Below are 14,786 nucleotides of genomic sequence, written 5' to 3'. Positions count from 1 at the left end.
CCTGGACAAGGAGCTTGCAGCCGTCGACGGACTCACCCGACTCCGGTCATCCCGAAGCTGAGAATCCATCGATCCACAGGTATTGACGATTGCTCATGGCACTGCGGGCCGGGGTACCGGTCGTGCCCTGCGCCATGATCGGCACGTTCGAGGCGCAGCCGCCCGGCAAGGTCATCCCGAACATCCACCCGGTCGTCATCCGCTTCGGCAAGCCGCTCGACTTCTCCCGCTACACGGGGATGGAGCACGAGAAGGCCGTGCTGCGGGCCGTCACGGACGAGATCATGTACGCGATCCTGTCGCTGTCCGAGCAGGAGTACGTCGACCAGTACGCGGCGGTCGTCAAGGCGGAGCAGGCTGAAGTGAAGAGCGAGCGCAAGTTTCCTCGTGCGCCGCTCAGTTGAGGTCTCGTTCGCCGGTCGGTCGAGGACACGTGCGCCGCTCGGTCAAGGACACGTCAGCGGTGAGGGGCGGGCCGGGGAGTCCCGGCCCGCCCCTCGTCGCGACGGAAGCGGTGCGGTTACGGCTTGGGCGTCGCGTGCGGCGTGCAGGTCACGTCGGAGGTGTCCAGCCGGCCGTCGACCAGGTAGGCGTCGACGCGCTGGTTGATGCACGGGTTGACCAGGCCGGTCACCCCGTGCGAGCCCGCGTCCTTCTCGGTGATCAGGCGGGAGCCCTTGAAGCGCTTGTGCAGTTCGACGGCGCCGGCGTACGGGGTGGCGGCGTCACGGGTGGACTGCACGATGAGCACCGGCGGCAGGCCCTTGCCGGTGCGGACGTCGACCGGGGTCTGCTGCTTGACCGGCCAGGTCGCGCAGGGCAGGTTCATCCAGGCGTTGGCCCAGGTCATGAACGGGTAGTCCTTGTTGAGCCGGGTGTTGTCCTTGTCCCAACGCTCCCAGCTGGTGGGCCACTTGGCGTCGGTGCACTCGACGGCCGTGTAGACGGCGTTGCCGTTCTCCGCGGAGGCGTTGCCCGCGGTGTCCGACATGTCGGGGGCCGCGGCGTCGATCAGCGCCTGGGTGTCACCGGCGACGTACTTGCTGAACACCGTGGCGACCGGCACCCATGTGGAGTCGTAGTACGGCGCGCTCTGGAAGAAGGAGATCAGCTCGGCCGGGCCGACGACCCCGCCGATGGGGCTCTTCTTCGCGGTGGCACGGACCTTGAGCCACTGGGCCTGGACGGCGTCGCGGGTGGTGCCGAGGTGGAAGGTGGCGTCGTTGGCGGCGACCCAGTCCTCCCAGTCCTTCCAGCGGCCCTCGAACGCGATGTCCTGGTTGAGGTTGGCCTCGTACCAGATGTTGTCGCGCGCCGGGTCGACCACACTGTCGACGAGCATGCGCCGGATGTGGCCCGGGAAGAGAGTGCCGTAGACGGCGCCCAGGTAGGTGCCGTAGGAGACACCCAGGTAGTTGATCTTCTTCTCGCCGAGGGCGGCACGGATGACGTCCAGGTCGCGCGCCGTGTTCGGCGTGGTCATCTGGGGCAGCATCTCGCCGCTGCGCTCGTAGCAGCCGTCCGCGTACTCACGGGCCAGCTTGCGCTGCGCGAGCTTGTCGGCCCCGGAGTCCGGCACCGGGTCGGCCTTGGGTGCCTTGACGAACTCCTGCGGGTCGATGCAGGAGATCGGCGCGGAGTGGCCGACGCCGCGCGGGTCGAAGCCCACGAAGTCGTAGGCCTTCGCCACGTTGGCCCAGACGGGGTTCTTGCCCGTGACCCGGGTCGGGAAGCGGAGGCCGGAGCCGCCGGGACCGCCGGGGTTGTAGACGAGCGCGCCCTGACGCTCGGCCGGGGTACCGGTGTTGCCGATACGGTCGACGGCGAGCTTGATCTGCTTGCCGTCCGGCTTCGCGTAGTCGAGCGGCACGCTCACCCAGCCGCACTGGATCGGCTTCGCCAGGCCCCAACTGACAGGGCATTCCTGCCAGTCGACGCCTGCCTTCTCGGCCCGCGCGGCGGCGATCGCCGCGCCGCGGGCCTCGCGGTCCTGGCCGTGGCCGGCGCCGGCACTGGAACTGGCGCTGGCACTGGCCACCGGCGCCGACACGGCACCGGCTATCAGGGTCGCGGTGACGAGCGCACCGGCCGAACCGAGCGCGAGCACACGGTTCTTGGGTCTGATGTCCCTCAAGTGGGCCCTCCCCGAACATCGTTGTGAATGTCTCGGGGATCCTCGTGGCTGTGGACTGTCTGAGAACAGGGGTCGTTGACCTTCTTTACCAATCCGATAAACGGACGACGGCGTCCCGCTGAACGGAACACCACGCGGGCGGGTCCTTTCAGGACAGCAGTGCCAACGCCTCGTTCAGCAATCGCCGCAGCCCGAGCGCGTCGGGGGCGACGGCGCTGACGAGGACGGCGGGCCCGGCGAGCGGCACGAGCGCGGCGCACTCCCCCAGCATCCGTGCGGCAGGCGGTGAGGCCCCGAACTCCGGTCGTACGACAACCAGTTGCCCCACCGACCGATGTCCCGCGAGCACGGCGGGGCCGTCCCATCCGCCCGGCGCCCCAGGGCCACAGGACAGCTCCTGATCCAGCACGGTCCGGCCCCCGACCCGCACCGTGAGCCGACTGCCGAGCCGTCCCGGCTTCTCACCGACCCGCCCGAGCACCTGCTCCTCGCGCAGCACCAGCCGTGCCCCGGCGCCGAGTTCGGCCCGCGTGGTGACGTACAGCTCGCTCCCGGCGGCCGAGATCAGCTGCTCGGGCAGCCAGTGCAGCTCGGCCCCGTCGGCCACGTCGAGCCGTACGTCGTAGCGTGCCTCTCCCCCGGCCTGTCCGGGCAGGGCGATGGTGGCGGCTGCCGACCCGATGTGCAGCCGGGCCCCCTCCTCCGCCCGCGCCTCGACCACGAAACGGTCACCGCCGAGCGGCCCGCTCATCGCGCCGACCACCATGACCCGCGCCTCGGCACCGCTCGCCCGGGTGCGGCGCAGGGCGAGCGGTCCGTCGCCGTCCAGCACGGGCAGCACGGTGCCACCGCGCCCGTCGGCACGGGCGACGATCCGCGCCCGCGCCCGGACGCCGGTCAGGCCCGCGCCGCGTACACCGGTCACGCCCGCGCTGCTCACACCGGTCGAACCCGCACCGCGCACACCGATCACGCCCGCGCTGCCCACACCAGTCAGGCTCGCGTCGTGGACCCCGGTCGTCGTCATACCGTCCACGCGGCGAGCCGCTCCCGCACCCACGCGGCCACCTGTGCGACACCCCGCTCCTCGCGCAACGACTGGAACACGACAGGGAGTTCGGCCCGCTGGGTCTTCGCGTCTGCGGCCATGCGGGCGAGGTCGGAGCCGACGTACTGCGCGAGGTCGGTCTTGTTGACGACGAGCAGGTCGGCGGTGGTGACACCCGGACCGCCCTTGCGCGGGATGTCGTCACCGCCGGCCACGTCGATGACGAAGACCTGCGCGTCCACGAGCCCCTTGGAGAAGGTCGCGGTGAGGTTGTCCCCACCGGACTCCACGAGGATCAGATCCAGGGGGCCGACCGCGTCCTCCAGATCCTCCACGGCTTCGAGGTTGGCGGAGATGTCGTCCCGGATCGCGGTGTGCGGGCAGGCCCCGGTCTCCACGGCCGTGATCCGCTCGGGCGGCAGCACGGCCTCCCGGAGCAGGAACTCCGCGTCCTCGCGGGTGTAGATGTCATTGGTGACGACGGCCAGCGACAGTTCGTCGCGCAGCGCCCGGCACAGCGCGGCGACGGTCGCGGTCTTCCCGGATCCGACGGGTCCGCCGAGCCCGATGCGCAGGGCGCGGCGCGAGCCGTCGGGGCGACGGGCGTCGGCACTGACGGCGGCGGGGCCGTGGTGGGTGTGGTCGAGATGCATGACAGCGGCTCCAGATTGCAGACGAGTTCAGCGGGTCGAAGGGGCGGAGCCCCTGGGGAGGGAAACGGGCAAGGGCGGCGGGGGCGCCCCCGGATGGCACCCCAGAAGGCACCCCGGATGGCCACTTGGACAGCCGCCCGGATGACCACCGGTCGGCCTTCCAGACGGCCCCTAGGACGCGAACAACCGCACAGGCCACCCCGCATGCCACTCCGCCCCGATCTCCAGCAGGGGCCCCGACGCCGCCGGCAGCGCGTCGACCCCTTCGTCGCGCGCTCTTCTCGCCGCCCGCACCGCACGGTCCACCACGCGATCGACCTCCGGGGCCAGCCGCGCCAGCACCCCCGTCGCGTCGAACGGGTCGAGGCTCAGCAGCCGTACCGTCGCCGTGGCCGGCCCGCTCACGCTCTCGTACGCCGCGCAGTACGCCGCGTCCTCGGGCGCGAGCCCGGCCGCTCGGGCGGTGACCCCGAGGACGACCGGCTGATGGGCCCCCTTGGGGAACTCCCATGCCAGCGCGGACAGTTCGTCAGACGGCCAACTCGCCCGCGCCGCCCGCATCAGCTGCCGGCCGAGCCTGCGCGCGGCGCCGCGCAGGGCCGGCGACGGTGTCCGGGCGTCCGCCGCAGCGTCCAACTCCCGTGGGTCGACGCCGAGTACGGCCGCCGCCGCGAGGGCCGCCGCGACCAGACCGGCGGTGTGCAGCCGCCCCCGGCAGAAGTCCTCCAGGCTCGCGGCACAGGTGATCCGGCCCGCCTTGACGGCGGCCTCCGCCCCGCCGGAGTGTGCGTGCCCTCCGGCGGGGAAGCGGCCGTCGGCCAGGACGAGAAGTGCTGCCCGTGACATCGCAGGCCCGTCAGAAGAGGAAGTAGCGCTGGGCCATGGGCAGTTCGGTGGCCGGTTCGGCCTCCACCAGCGCACCGTCGATGGTCACGGCGAAGCTGTCGGGGTCGATCCGTACCTCCGGCAGCGCGTCGTTCTCCCGCATGTCGGCCTTGGTGACCGCCCGCGTCGACCGGATGGCCGCGAACCTCTTGCCGAGCCCGAGCCGCTCCGGCAGTCCGTCCTCGATCGCCGAAGGGGCCACGAAGTTCAGGGAGTTGGCGGCCGGGGCCCGTCCGATCGCGCCGTACATCGGCCGGGGCAGGATCGGCTGCGGGGTCGGGATCGAGGCGTTGGCGTCGCCCATCTGCGCGTAGGCGATCTGTCCGCCCTTGAGCACCAGCAGGGGCTTGACCCCGAAGAAGGCGGGTTCCCACAGCACCAGGTCGGCGAGCTTGCCCGTCTCGACGGAGCCGATCTCGGCGGCGAGGCCCTGGGCGAGCGCGGGGTTGATCGTGTACTTGGCGACATAGCGCCGTACCCGCCGGTTGTCCGCACGCCCGTCGCCGGGCAGCGCTCCCCGGCGGCGCTTCATCACGTGCGCGGTCTGCCAGGTCCGCAGGATCACCTCGCCCACCCGGCCCATGGCCTGGGAGTCGGAGGAGATGATCGAGATCGCGCCGAGGTCGTGCAGGACGTCCTCCGCGCCGATGGTGGACGGCCGGATCCGGGACTCGGCGAAGGCCAGGTCCTCGGGGACGGCCGGGTTGAGGTGGTGGCACACCATCAGCATGTCGAGGTGTTCCTCGGCGGTGTTGACGGTGAACGGCCGGGTCGGGTTGGTGGAGCTGGGCAGCACGTTCGGCTGCGAGACCACGGTCATGATGTCCGGCGCGTGTCCGCCGCCGGCACCCTCGGTGTGGTACGAGTGTATGCCCCGGCCGGCGATCGCGGCGAGGGTGTCGCCGACGAAACCGGCCTCGTTCAGGGTGTCGGTGTGGATGGCGACCTGGATGCCGGTGCGGTCGGCCACGGTGAGCGCGGCGTCGATGACGGCCGGGGTGGAGCCCCAGTCCTCGTGCAGCTTCAGACCCACGGCGCCGCCGCGGATCTGGGAGAGCATCGCCTCGTGGGAGACGGTGTTGCCCTTGCCGAGGAAGCCGACGTTGACGGGGTAGGCCTCCATCGCCTCGAACATCCGGGCGAGATGCCAGGGGCCCGGCGTCACGGTGGTCGCCTTGGAGCCCTCGGCCGGGCCCGTGCCGCCGCCGACGAGCGTGGTGATGCCGGAGGCCAGCGCCTCGTCGGCGATCTGCGGGCAGATGAAGTGGACGTGCGCGTCGATCGCGCCGGCGGTGAGGATGCGTCCGTTGCCCGCGATGACCTCGGTCTCGGGGCCGATGACCAGGTCGCGGTGCACGCCGTCCATGGTGTCCGGGTTGCCGGCCTTGCCGATGCCGGTGATCCGGCCGTCCCGGATGCCGACGTCGGCCTTGACGATGCCCCAGTGGTCGATGATGACGACGCCGGTGATGACGGTGTCGGGGGTGCCGTCGGCGCGGGTGGCCCGCGACTGGCCCATGGACTCGCGGATGACCTTGCCACCGCCGAAGACCGCCTCGTCGCCCGAGGTTCCGGGGCCGCCGGAGCGGTCCTCCTCGATCTCGATCAGCAGGTCGGTGTCGGCGAGCCGGACGCGGTCGCCGGTGGTGGGGCCGAACAGGTCGGCGTAGGCGGCGCGGGAGATCTCAGGCATCGAGGGCACCTCCGGTCTCGCCGCGCAGTCCGGGCACGATCCGGGCGCCGGCGAGGGGGACGAGTTCGACCTCGGCGGGGATGCCGGGCTCGAAGCGCACGGCGGTGCCGGCGGCGACGTTCAGCCGCTTGCCGCGAGCGGCCCCGCGGTCGAACTCCAGTCCGGGGTTGGCCTCGGCGAAGTGGTAGTGGGAGCCGACCTGGACGGGCCGGTCGGCGGCGTTGAGCACGGTGAGCCGGGTGACCTCGCGGCCCTCGTTGACGACGATCGGGTCGTCCGCGAACAGCACTTCTCCGGGAATCATCGCGGCCCCCTCAGATGATCGGCTCGTGGACGGTGACCAGCTTGGTGCCGTCCGGGAAGGTGGCCTCGACCTGGACGTCGTGGATCATCTCCGGGATGCCGTCCATGACGTCGTCCCGCGTGAGGATCTTGCGGCCGGAGGACATCAACTCGGCGACGGTACGGCCGTCGCGCGCGCCCTCGAGGATGTGCGACGTGATGAGGGCGACCGCTTCCGGGTGGTTGAGGCGGAGCCCCCGGGCCCTGCGCTTCTCGGCCACGTCGGCCGCCACATGGATGAGCAGTCTCTCTTGCTCGTGCGGGGTCAGTTGCACGTCCCACCTCACAGTCCTTGCTCCGGACCGTGCGGGGTCCGGTTGCCGCAGCCACCGCGACGGAGCAGGTCTAACACACAGACAAACTGCCCGAGAGGTGATCAACTCGGGCAGACAAACCCCTGGTGGCGTGGATCGGCAGGCTAGTTCGCCGGAGTTTCAACGACGTTAACCAGACCTTGATCAACACATGACCGCGCCATGGACGCACCCATACCGACGTCACGCCGCGACGCTGAGGCGACGTCAGATCCGGTCACCTGCAAAGGATCCGGCCTGCCTACGCAAGGTCTGGCCCGGCTACGCAAAGTCCCGCCGACTACACAAGGTCCGGCCTGCTACACAAGGTCCCGCTGTCTACGAAGCGCCGGGCCTGCGATGCTCCGCCGCGATGCCGAACCGCTGCCGCTCCTGGGCCGCGGGCGCGACCTCGCGGATCCCCGAGACGGAACTGACCACCTGCTCCCCGGCCTGCGCGTCGAGGGCGTCGAGCGCGTCGAGCCGCTCCATGTCGGCGGCGGAGACCAGCGCGACCAGCGGCTTGCCGTGCCGGGTCACGACGACGCGCTCGCCGCCGTACACCACTCGGTTGATCAGGTCGGCGAGCTCAGCCCTCGCTTGCGTCACCGGAATCTCGTAGGCCATGCCCCATTCTAACGTGACGTACGTCCTGTACATTTTTTACAGACGCGGGGCCGACGGAGGCTCCGTCGCGAGGAGGGGTACGCCCATGACCCGACCGTCCGCCCGTCACGTCATGCGTCACGTCCTGCCCGAGTACACCGAGCGCACGACCACGGGGCATCGCACGCTCGATCCCTACTCGAAGCTGTTCGAGAGCCGCATCGTCTTCCTCGGGACACCTCTGGACGACACGGCGGCCACGGACGTCATCTCCCAGTTCATGCAGCTCGAACACGCGGCCCCGGACCGTGACATCACGCTGTACCTGAACTGCCCCGGGGGCTCCTTCCAGGCGATGACCGCCGTCTACGACACGATGCGGTACGTCAGTTGCGACGTGCAGACCTACTGCCTGGGCCAGGCCGCCGCCGCGGGCGCCGTGCTGCTGGCCGCCGGGACACCCGGCAAGCGGTTCGTCCTGCCCGGCGCCCGCATCGTCCTCGAACAGCCGTCACTGCCCGAGCCGGCGTACGGACAGCCGAGCGACCTCCTCATCCAGGCCGAGGAGTTGGCCCGCGCACGCACACTGATGGAGGAGCTGCTCGTGCGGCACACCGGGCGCGACGCCGGCCTGGTGCGGCAGGACCTGGAGCGCGAACTGGTCCTGGACGCCCCCGCGGCGATCGCGTACGGGCTGGTGGACGGCGTCGTGTCGAGCCGCGGCGACGGGTCCGGCGCGACGGACGCGAGGTGAGCGGTCCATGCTGCCCGAGGAACTGCCGCCGTTGCCCGCGCTGACGCGTGCCGAGGGCGAGTTGATCGACCGGTACCTCGAAGTGGCCGACCTGCTGGGCAGGACCAATCCCGCCCGCGACGGCGACACCTACCGCGGACTGCGCGCGGCGCAGGCCCTGGTGCGCAAGGCGGCCGAACTGCGCGACGCGCTCGCACTGATGCACCGGCGGGGCGAGACGGAGCTGCACGGGGACACGCTGGCACGGGCGTTGCGGGTGCTGGACGGTGAACGCCGTACCGCGCGCGTCGCGCTCCCTCCGGACCGCGTCGGCTGACCGGGACGCCCGCACGGTCCGACGACCGGCCGCCCCGTCGGGGGGCCGGTCGGACCGGAGTTGAAACGGGCCGAACGAACGACCGCCGACCGGTGTATCTCCGGATCCTTTTCCCGCGCTCCCGGGTTGCGCTTCGCACGGTTCCAGGGGCGCGTTTCAGCTGCTCCGCCCCAGGTCCGGGACTACGCAGGGGACCTGACGATGTCTCGAACACCCCACTGTCCACCCGAACGGGCGAGTGGTGAGTAACGCCACATAACCCCGATTCCGTTGTGATTTTCGAACAACTCTGGGCGAAGATCCGTGACTGACGACAAGCCCCCGCCACAGCGGCGGGGCGATCCGGGCGGACGCCGAGTCCTGCCGCCGCCCGGATGACCGGTCGACGGAGTGGATCGGCAGGAGTGGAGGACCCGAGCAAGACGGGTCGCCGGAACGGACGTTCGTCACCGACGGACAGCCGTGCCGAGCAGCCCTTGGGGTGAAGCCGCACCAACGCGGCCGGGCAACTTCGCCAGCCCGAATCCGACAGGTCATCCTTCACAGGCGGCTGACGAAGGGTTGCGCATGACTGCGCTCAATCGTGTCCCGTCGCTGATGGCCCGGGCCGGCACGGCCTCGGCGCTCACCCTGGCCGCCGTGGGCGGCTCGATCGCGGTGCCGGGCCTTGCCGCCGACGCCTCCGCCGCCACCATGGCGACGAAGGCACTCCAGGTCGCGGCCTCCAAGAAGGGCTCCCCGTACCGGTACGGGGCCACCGGGCCGTACCGGTTCGACTGCTCGGGCCTGACGCTGTACTCGTTCAAGAAGGCGGGCAAGACCCTGCCGCGAACGGCGGCCCAGCAGTACAACAAGACGCGTCACATCTCGTCCGGCAGCCGCCGGGCCGGTGACCTGGTCTTCTTCCACTCGGGCTCCAGCGTCTACCACGTCGGCATCTACGCCGGCCACGGGAAGATCTGGCACGCCCCGAAGACCGGTGACGTGGTGAAGCTGGAGAAGATCTGGACCAAGGGCGTCTGGTACGGCCGGGTCAGGTGACCCGGTTCAGGTCAGGTGACCCGGTTCAGGTCAGGTGACCCGGTTCAGGTCAGGTGGCCTGGTTCAGGTCAGGTGGCCTGGTTCAGGTCAGGAGCGGCTCGATCAGCAGGGCCGCTCCCAGTGCCGTGAGCGCCACCCCGGTGCCCGCCTGGAGTCCACGGGCGGCCCGGGGGCGGCGCAGCCACCGGCCGAGCCGGTCCACCAGCAGGGCCACCGCCTGGAACCACACCAGGGCCAGCGTGCACACGATCAGCGCCAGCAGCAGCGTCCTGGGCAGGGCGGGGCTGCCCGAGGGCACGAACTGGGGCAGCAGGCTGAGGAAGGTCAGTGAGGCCTTCGGGTTGAGGACGTTGGTGACGAAGCCCTGCCGCAGCGGACGCGCCACCTCGGCCGGGACCTCGTCGGGCACGGCGGCGGCCTGGACCCCGCCGGGCACGGCGGCAGGCCGGCGCAGCGACCACAGGGTCCGCACGCCGAGCTGCAGCACGTACCCGCCGCCGAGCAGTTGCAGCGCGTGGAACAGCGCGGGCACGGCGACCAGGACGGCCGCGACCCCGGCGACCGCCAGCGCGGTGTGCACCAGCAGGCCGCTCGCGATGCCGAGCCCGCAGACCGCACCGGCGCGGCGTGAGACCAGGGCGTTGCGTACGACCACCGTGAAGTCGGCGCCCGGCATGGCGACGAGTCCCGCGGCGATCCCGGTGAAGGCGATGAGCTGTCCGTCCATGGGGCCAGCGTGCCCCGCGGAAGCCTTCAGCAGGTATTTCGAATCCCCTCGGCCTGCCTTAAGCATTGCTTTAGGCTGGGTCTCATGTACGACCCGAACCGGCTGGCCGCGCTGGTCGCCGTCGCCGAGGCCGGCTCCATCACCCGGGCCGCCGACCGGCTCGGCTACACACCGCCGGCCCTCTCGCAGCAGCTGGCCAAGCTGGAGCGGGAGGCGGGCACGGCTCTGCTGGTCCGGCATCATCGCGGGGCCCGGCTCACCGAGGCGGGCGAGGTCCTGGTGGCGCGGGCGCGCCGGGTGCTGGACGAGCTGGAGCGGGCCCGGCACGAGCTGGCGCTGCTGACGGGTCTGTCGGGCGGGGCGCTGCGGCTCGGGACCTTCCCGACGGCGGGTGTCCATCTGCTGCCGCCGGCGCTGAGCGCGTTCCGCCGGGCGCATCCGGACGTACGGCTGTCGGTCGCCGACTACGACCCGCCGGCCGGGGTCGCCGCGGTGGCGGCCGGTGAGGTGGACCTGGCGCTGACCCACACCTACCATCCGGGTGAGAGCGCCCCGGTGCCGTCCTCGGTCGGTGTGGAGCCGGTCCTGGAGGAGGAGTTGGTCCTGGTGACGGCGCCGGGTCACGCCCTGAGCAGCGCCTCCTCCCGGCTACCGCTGGACGGGCTGGCCGGGCAGCCGTTCATCAGCATGGCCCCGCACCATCAGGCCCGGCGCGCGGTGGAGGCCCTGCTCGCCGGGGCGGGGGCGACGCCGGCGCTGCTGGTGCCGACTCCCGGGTATGCCGTGGTGTGCGCGCTCGTGAGTGCCGGGCTGGGCGTGGCGGTCGTACCGGAGATGGTGGCGCGGACCGCGGTCACCCCGGTCGGGGTGCGGGCGCTGGAGGCGGGCCGGCTGAGCCGTACGATCTCGGTCGCCCACCGCGTAGACGAGGCCGCTCCGGCCGCGGACGCGTTCCGGGCCCTGCTGCGGGGGGCGTTCGGCCGGGCGGGACGAGCGGCGGGGACGTGAGGCCGCCGGCCGGGGCGAGCCGCGAGGACGTGAGGCCGCCGGGCGGGACGAGCCGCGGGGAGGTGAGGCCGCCGGGCGGGGCTCTTACGGCTCCTGCTGCGCCGCTGCCGTGAGGGGCTCGGCCGGGACGGTCCAGGGGAGCTCGATGGAGACCGTCTTGCCGCCCTCTCGGGTGGGGCGGATGCGGAGCTTGCCGCCACACTCGGCGGTGAGCCAGCGGATGATGACCATGCCTCGCCCGTTGTCCTGCTGGACGGCCGCGGGCAGTCTCTTCGGCAGGCGCGGATGACTGTCCGTCACACCGATGCGCAGCTGTTCGTCGCGGTCCAGGCTGATGTCGACGGTGAAGGTGGGTGACTGGCCGAAGGTGTGCTGTACGGCGTTGGTGGCGAGTTCGGAGACGATGAGCCGCACGGTGTCGGCCACTTCGGTGTCCGACGGCAGGCCCCACTCCGCGAGGGTGCCCACCACGTAGGAGCGGGCCGCGGAGACCGAGGCGGGATCGCTCGGCAGAGTGACGGATGCTTCCAGGTGGTCTGCCATGGCGACGTCGTCCCTTTCCCACGGAACCGCGGTCCGGCGAGGAGCGGATGGTTCGAGTACGGTCCCGCACTGGTGCTTCTTCGTCAGACTGCCATCACCAGGCGAGTCAGGGGAGCGATCCACCAAGATATGCATATATCTGTCGCCCGAAGCGGTGAACTCTGCGACGAGAGACCGTATTTGGGAAGCCCGGAAGGAGTAAGGAGGAACCTATGCAGAACGGTCCCGCTGTCCGGCGTCGCAAGCTGGGCGCCGAACTGCGCACTCTGCGCACCGGTGCGGAACTCACCAGTGGTGACGCCGCCCGCCTGGTGGGCTGGCACCAGTCGAAGGTGAGTCGCATCGAGACCGGCGCGAGCGGCGTGAAGCCCGCGGACGTGCGGTTGCTCCTGGACGCGTACGGGGTGCGGGACCGGCAACTGCGCGAGCTGCTGATGATGTTGGCGGGCTCGGAGGACGCGGGAGACCGGCACCACTGGTGGCACGCCTACCGTGGGGTACTGCCGCCCACCTACAGGGACTTCATCAGTCTGGAGTCGCAGGCGAGCGGGATGCGCACGCTGGAGACCACGGTCGTACCGGGTCTGCTGCAGACGCCCGAGTACGCGCGCGCGGTGACCCGGGCGGCGGTGGAGGGCATGGCCGAGGAGCGCCTGGACACGCTGGTGGAAGTACGGCTGGCCAGGCAGGACGTGCTGCGCACCGAACCGCCGCTGCGGCTGGACGCCGTACTGGACGAGGCGGTGCTGCGGCGCGAGGTCGGCGGTCCCGGGGTGATGGCACGGCAGCTGTACCGGTTGCAGGAGGCGGCGCTTCTGCCCCAAGTCCGGCTCCAGGTACTGCCGTTCGGCGCGGGTGCGCATATCGGCCTCACCGGGGCTTTCGTTATTTTTTCGTTTCCGAGCACTTCTGATCTGGACGTCGTTGTTCTCGACCAGTTGACGAGTAGCCTCTACCTGGAACGGAAAGAAGACCTCCAGGCCTACTCGGAGGCCTTCGACTCCCTTCGGATCCACGCCCTTTCCCCCGAGGACTCGTTGGATTACATCGCCGGAATAGCTGACGGCGCGTAAGGAGGCACCATGACAGCACTGCCTCGGAACGTCTCTGCCAGTACCGATCTGCACGACGTGCGCTGGCTGCGCAGCAGCTACAGCACGGGAGCGAACAACTGCGTGGAGACGGCACGGCCGCGCTCCGGCCCCGGGGCCGGACTGCTCGCCGTGCGCGACTCCAAGGCTCCGGCCGGACCCGCGCTGCTCTTCTCCCCCGAGAGCTGGGCGGGCTTCCTGACCTCGCTCCGATGAACACCGACCGCCCCTGACCCCTACGGAACCGACCCCTACGGAGCCGTCCCCCACGGACCCCCACAGACCCCTGAAGGCCCATACGGACCCTTGCCGGCCCTTACCGATCGGCGAGGATCAGTTCAGATCAATCCGGATCAATTCCAGACGATGCCCGACCGTGTCACGCCGACTCATGGTCGCGCCTCGTCGATCACTCGTACAGCGCGTTCGATCTCGGCCCCGGAGAGGTCCGCACGGGCTGTCAGCCGCAGCCGCGAGATGCCGTCGGGCACGGAAGGAGGACGGAAACAGCCCACGGCCAGGCCTGCCGTACGGCAGTCCGCGGCCCAGCGCACGGCCTGCTCCGGGGAAGGAGCCCGCACCGAGACCACCGCGGCGTCCGGACGCACCGCTTCCAGACCCACGGTGGACAGACGTGCGTGCAGTTCGGCGGCGACCGCGCGGGCCCGTTCCGCCCGCGCCGGCTCGCGGCGCAGCAGCCGCAGCGCCGCCAGCGCCGCGCCCGCGGCCGCGGGGGCGAGCCCCGTGTCGAAGATGAACGTCCGGGCCGCGTTGACCAGATGGGCGATCACCCGCGCCGGACCGAGCACCACCCCGCCCTGGCTCCCCAGCGACTTGGACAGCGTGGCCGTGACGACCACGTCCCGCGCGCCCGCCAGGCCGACGGCGTGTGCGGCACCCCGGCCGCCGTCGCCGAGCACACCGAGACCGTGGGCGTCGTCCACCACCAGGCCCGCCCCGTGCTCCCGGCACGCCTCGGCCAGCGCCGCCAGCGGAGCGGCGTCCCCGTCGACGGAGAACACCGTGTCGGAGACGACGATCGCCGCCCCCTCGTGCCCGCCCAGCGCCTTGGCCACGCCCTCCGGGTCGGCGTGCCCGACCACCTGCGTGGTGCCCCGCGCGAGCCGGCAGCCGTCGATGAGCGAGGCGTGGTTGCCCGCGTCGGACACGATCAGGGACCCGTGCGGACCCAGCGCGGTGACCGCGGCGAGGTTCGCCGCATAACCGGAGGAGAACACCAGGGCCGCCTCGAAGCCACAGAAGTCGGCCAGTTCGCGTTCCAGCTCCGTGTGGAGTTCGGTGGTGCCGGTGACCAGCCGGGAGCCGGTGGCGCCGCCGCCCCAGGTCCGCGCCGCCTGTGCCGCGCCCTCGGCGACCTCCGGATGGTGGGCGAGGCCCAGGTAGTCGTTGCTCGCGAGGTCCAGCAGCGGCGAGTCGGCCGGACGCGGGCGCAGGGTCCGTACGAGACCGGCGCGGCGGCGCGCCTCGGCCTGCTCGTCGATCCACCCGAACGCCATGTGTCCTCCGATGCTTTTGTAGGTAGCGGACAGACACTAGCGGTACGACCGCCCGCCCATGATGTGGCAATACCCACACGGTGAACCGTCTCCGTTGTACACACTCTCCTTGGCCCGGAGCGGTCACGTAAGACA

At 71.2% G+C, this 14,786-nt stretch carries 17 protein-coding genes, 1 pseudogene and 1 riboswitch; of the genes and pseudogenes, 7 read left to right on the top strand and 11 right to left on the bottom strand.

The genetic code is table 11. The features are described from left to right. Nucleotides 1-92 precede the first annotated feature (92 nt). A pseudogene (locus ACGFYV_RS31600) lies at nt 93-404 on the top strand (lysophospholipid acyltransferase family protein); the annotation flags it as partial. Between the two features lie 116 nt (nt 405-520). Here ACGFYV_RS31600 and ACGFYV_RS31595 read toward each other — a convergent pair. From ACGFYV_RS31595 to ACGFYV_RS31560, 8 genes are all read right to left on the bottom strand, one after another. Further along, nucleotides 521-2,134 (bottom strand): alpha/beta hydrolase, encoded by a 1,614-nt coding sequence (locus ACGFYV_RS31595; RefSeq protein ID WP_393881937.1) that lies wholly within the window; start codon nt 2,132-2,134, stop codon nt 521-523. A gap of 148 nt (nt 2,135-2,282) precedes the next feature. Then, nucleotides 2,283-3,161 (bottom strand): urease accessory protein UreD, encoded by an 879-nt coding sequence (locus ACGFYV_RS31590; protein WP_393881936.1) that lies wholly within the window; start codon nt 3,159-3,161, stop codon nt 2,283-2,285. Then, nucleotides 3,158-3,835 carry an urease accessory protein UreG gene (gene ureG / locus ACGFYV_RS31585; RefSeq protein ID WP_393881935.1) on the bottom strand — a complete coding sequence of 226 codons (678 nt, stop codon included), beginning with the start codon at nt 3,833-3,835 and terminating at the stop codon, nt 3,158-3,160. The genes ACGFYV_RS31590 and ureG overlap by 4 nt, the downstream gene beginning before the upstream one ends. Before the next feature lie 171 nt (nt 3,836-4,006). Further along, on the bottom strand, nt 4,007-4,681 hold the full coding sequence (locus tag ACGFYV_RS31580) for an urease accessory protein UreF (RefSeq protein ID WP_393881934.1): 675 nt from the start codon (nt 4,679-4,681) through the stop codon (nt 4,007-4,009). Between the two features lie 10 nt (nt 4,682-4,691). Next, nucleotides 4,692-6,413 carry an urease subunit alpha gene (locus ACGFYV_RS31575; RefSeq protein ID WP_393881933.1) on the bottom strand — a complete coding sequence of 574 codons (1,722 nt, stop codon included), beginning with the start codon at nt 6,411-6,413 and terminating at the stop codon, nt 4,692-4,694. Then, nucleotides 6,406-6,717 (bottom strand): urease subunit beta, encoded by a 312-nt coding sequence (locus ACGFYV_RS31570; protein ID WP_393881932.1) that lies wholly within the window; start codon nt 6,715-6,717, stop codon nt 6,406-6,408. Before ACGFYV_RS31570 ends, ACGFYV_RS31575 begins: the two co-directional genes overlap by 8 nt. 10 nt (nt 6,718-6,727) lie before the next feature. Further along, the gene (locus tag ACGFYV_RS31565) at nt 6,728-7,030 is read right to left on the bottom strand and encodes an urease subunit gamma (RefSeq protein WP_393881931.1); all 303 of its coding nucleotides are present in this window, start codon (nt 7,028-7,030) and stop codon (nt 6,728-6,730) included. 357 nt (nt 7,031-7,387) lie between these two features. Then, nucleotides 7,388-7,675, bottom strand: coding sequence for a type II toxin-antitoxin system Phd/YefM family antitoxin (locus ACGFYV_RS31560; protein ID WP_393881930.1), 288 nt, complete (start codon nt 7,673-7,675; stop codon nt 7,388-7,390). Between the two features lie 85 nt (nt 7,676-7,760). On the opposite strand from ACGFYV_RS31560, the gene ACGFYV_RS31555 reads away from it, so the two are divergent. From ACGFYV_RS31555 to ACGFYV_RS31545, 3 genes are all read left to right on the top strand, one after another. Further along, nucleotides 7,761-8,408 carry an ATP-dependent Clp protease proteolytic subunit gene (locus tag ACGFYV_RS31555; RefSeq protein ID WP_393881929.1) on the top strand — a complete coding sequence of 216 codons (648 nt, stop codon included), beginning with the start codon at nt 7,761-7,763 and terminating at the stop codon, nt 8,406-8,408. Nucleotides 8,409-8,415: 7 nt separating this feature from the next. Next, nucleotides 8,416-8,724, top strand: a complete 309-nt coding sequence (locus ACGFYV_RS31550) for a hypothetical protein (RefSeq protein WP_393881928.1) — start codon at nt 8,416-8,418, stop codon at nt 8,722-8,724. Between the two features lie 341 nt (nt 8,725-9,065). Further along, a riboswitch (cyclic di-AMP (ydaO/yuaA leader) is annotated at nt 9,066-9,288 on the top strand. Between the two features lie 3 nt (nt 9,289-9,291). Beyond that, complete coding sequence (locus ACGFYV_RS31545) at nt 9,292-9,765, top strand: C40 family peptidase (RefSeq protein WP_393881927.1); 474 nt, start codon at nt 9,292-9,294, stop codon at nt 9,763-9,765. 82 nt (nt 9,766-9,847) lie between these two features. On the opposite strand, the gene ACGFYV_RS31540 is transcribed toward ACGFYV_RS31545, so the two are convergent. Beyond that, a complete protein-coding gene (locus ACGFYV_RS31540; protein ID WP_393881926.1) occupies nt 9,848-10,492 on the bottom strand; it encodes a LysE family translocator in 645 nt (214 codons plus the stop codon). Between the two features lie 84 nt (nt 10,493-10,576). On the opposite strand from ACGFYV_RS31540, the gene ACGFYV_RS31535 reads away from it, so the two are divergent. After that, nucleotides 10,577-11,500, top strand: coding sequence for a LysR family transcriptional regulator (locus ACGFYV_RS31535; protein WP_393881925.1), 924 nt, complete (start codon nt 10,577-10,579; stop codon nt 11,498-11,500). A gap of 84 nt (nt 11,501-11,584) precedes the next feature. On the opposite strand, the gene ACGFYV_RS31530 is transcribed toward ACGFYV_RS31535, so the two are convergent. Next, nucleotides 11,585-12,043 (bottom strand): ATP-binding protein, encoded by a 459-nt coding sequence (locus ACGFYV_RS31530; RefSeq protein WP_393881924.1) that lies wholly within the window; start codon nt 12,041-12,043, stop codon nt 11,585-11,587. A 212-nt stretch (nt 12,044-12,255) separates the two neighbouring features. Between ACGFYV_RS31530 and ACGFYV_RS31525 the strand changes: the two genes are divergently transcribed. Then, nucleotides 12,256-13,116: a helix-turn-helix domain-containing protein gene (locus ACGFYV_RS31525; protein ID WP_393881923.1), complete on the top strand. Its 861-nt coding sequence runs from the start codon at nt 12,256-12,258 to the stop codon at nt 13,114-13,116. A gap of 9 nt (nt 13,117-13,125) precedes the next feature. Next, on the top strand, nt 13,126-13,350 hold the full coding sequence (locus ACGFYV_RS31520; protein WP_393881922.1) for a DUF397 domain-containing protein: 225 nt from the start codon (nt 13,126-13,128) through the stop codon (nt 13,348-13,350). A gap of 173 nt (nt 13,351-13,523) precedes the next feature. On the opposite strand, the gene ACGFYV_RS31515 is transcribed toward ACGFYV_RS31520, so the two are convergent. After that, on the bottom strand, nt 13,524-14,651 hold the full coding sequence (locus tag ACGFYV_RS31515; protein WP_393881921.1) for an 8-amino-7-oxononanoate synthase: 1,128 nt from the start codon (nt 14,649-14,651) through the stop codon (nt 13,524-13,526). Nucleotides 14,652-14,786 lie beyond the last annotated feature (135 nt).

The sequence above is a fragment of the Streptomyces sp. NPDC048297 genome, assembly GCF_043201585.1.
GTDB lineage: Bacteria > Actinomycetota > Actinomycetes > Streptomycetales > Streptomycetaceae > Streptomyces.
The sequence above is the reverse complement of the archived record's forward strand: the minus strand, read 5'-3'. Positions and strand labels throughout refer to the sequence as shown.

Excerpts from the sequence above, each read along its gene's own strand:
- ACGFYV_RS31590 (WP_393881936.1), bottom strand. The coding sequence starts at position 3,161 with ATGACGACGACCGGGGTCCACGACGCGAGCCTGACTGGTGTGGGCAGC.
- ureG (WP_393881935.1), bottom strand. The coding sequence starts at position 3,835 with ATGCATCTCGACCACACCCACCACGGCCCCGCCGCCGTCAGTGCCGAC.
- ACGFYV_RS31580 (WP_393881934.1), bottom strand. The coding sequence starts at position 4,681 with ATGTCACGGGCAGCACTTCTCGTCCTGGCCGACGGCCGCTTCCCCGCC.
- ACGFYV_RS31575 (WP_393881933.1), bottom strand. The coding sequence starts at position 6,413 with ATGCCTGAGATCTCCCGCGCCGCCTACGCCGACCTGTTCGGCCCCACC.
- ACGFYV_RS31570 (WP_393881932.1), bottom strand. The coding sequence starts at position 6,717 with ATGATTCCCGGAGAAGTGCTGTTCGCGGACGACCCGATCGTCGTCAAC.
- ACGFYV_RS31560 (WP_393881930.1), bottom strand. The coding sequence starts at position 7,675 with ATGGCCTACGAGATTCCGGTGACGCAAGCGAGGGCTGAGCTCGCCGAC.
- ACGFYV_RS31555 (WP_393881929.1), top strand. The coding sequence starts at position 7,761 with ATGACCCGACCGTCCGCCCGTCACGTCATGCGTCACGTCCTGCCCGAG.
- ACGFYV_RS31550 (WP_393881928.1), top strand. The coding sequence starts at position 8,416 with ATGCTGCCCGAGGAACTGCCGCCGTTGCCCGCGCTGACGCGTGCCGAG.
- ACGFYV_RS31545 (WP_393881927.1), top strand. The coding sequence starts at position 9,292 with ATGACTGCGCTCAATCGTGTCCCGTCGCTGATGGCCCGGGCCGGCACG.
- ACGFYV_RS31540 (WP_393881926.1), bottom strand. The coding sequence starts at position 10,492 with ATGGACGGACAGCTCATCGCCTTCACCGGGATCGCCGCGGGACTCGTC.
- ACGFYV_RS31535 (WP_393881925.1), top strand. The coding sequence starts at position 10,577 with ATGTACGACCCGAACCGGCTGGCCGCGCTGGTCGCCGTCGCCGAGGCC.
- ACGFYV_RS31530 (WP_393881924.1), bottom strand. The coding sequence starts at position 12,043 with ATGGCAGACCACCTGGAAGCATCCGTCACTCTGCCGAGCGATCCCGCC.
- ACGFYV_RS31525 (WP_393881923.1), top strand. The coding sequence starts at position 12,256 with ATGCAGAACGGTCCCGCTGTCCGGCGTCGCAAGCTGGGCGCCGAACTG.
- ACGFYV_RS31520 (WP_393881922.1), top strand. The coding sequence starts at position 13,126 with ATGACAGCACTGCCTCGGAACGTCTCTGCCAGTACCGATCTGCACGAC.
- ACGFYV_RS31515 (WP_393881921.1), bottom strand. The coding sequence starts at position 14,651 with ATGGCGTTCGGGTGGATCGACGAGCAGGCCGAGGCGCGCCGCCGCGCC.